1 pseudogene is annotated in these 827 nt (G+C 35.8%); it reads left to right on the forward strand.

Annotated elements, in window-relative coordinates:
- Window positions 1-61 precede the first annotated feature (61 nt).
- A pseudogene (locus tag IV513_RS15905) lies at window positions 62-827 on the forward strand (IS4 family transposase); the annotation flags it as partial.

Here is an 827-nt window from a genome sequence, read left to right on the forward strand (position 1 = left end):
ACCTTCCAAATCTTCTATTAGCTACCAGAATGGAAAACGAGATGCAGATTTGTTTAAAGACGTGTATTTCAAACTATTAGAACAATTAGGACAGCACACGAAAGAAAGACGGATAAAACTCAAAATAAAAGTTCCTGTCTATTTATTAGATTCTACCCTTATTTCTCTATGCCTGTCTTTGTTCGATTGGGCAACATATCGAACTAAAAAAGGAGCCGTGAAAATGCATACCTTACTTGAATATGACGGGAAACTTCCTGTTTATGTGAATATTACCAAAGGAAGTGTTGCTGATAACAAGGGAGCGGAAAACATTCCTTTGGAAAAGGGAGCAGTCATTGTTGCAGACCGATTCTATAACGATTTTCCAATGCTCTCTATTTGGGACAGCATAGGTGTTTTCTTCGTAATAAGACATAAAGAAAATCTGAAATTTGAAACTTTACAGGAACGATAACTTCCACCAAAAGGAGCTCAAAGCATCCTAAAAGACGAAGACATAATCCTTTCAAACCCTATTTCAAAAGAAAAATACCCTAAAAAATTAAGAAGAGTGGCGGTTTGGGACGATGAAAACAAGCAAACTATCGAAATTATCACCAATAATTTCACTTGGGTAGCTTCCACCATTGCAAAACTGTACAAACAAAGGTGGCAGATTGAGTTTTTTTTCAGAGATATCAAGCAGTTGCTTCACATCAAAACATTTATCGGAACATCTGAAAATACAGTGAAAATCCAAATCTGGACGGCACTTATCACTATTCTCATTCTGAAATACCTGAAATCCATCGCTAAATATAATTGGCAATTATCAAATCTGGTAG

The organism is Chryseobacterium sp. RR2-3-20, assembly GCF_017808115.1.
Lineage (GTDB): Bacteria > Bacteroidota > Bacteroidia > Flavobacteriales > Weeksellaceae > Chryseobacterium > Chryseobacterium oryzae.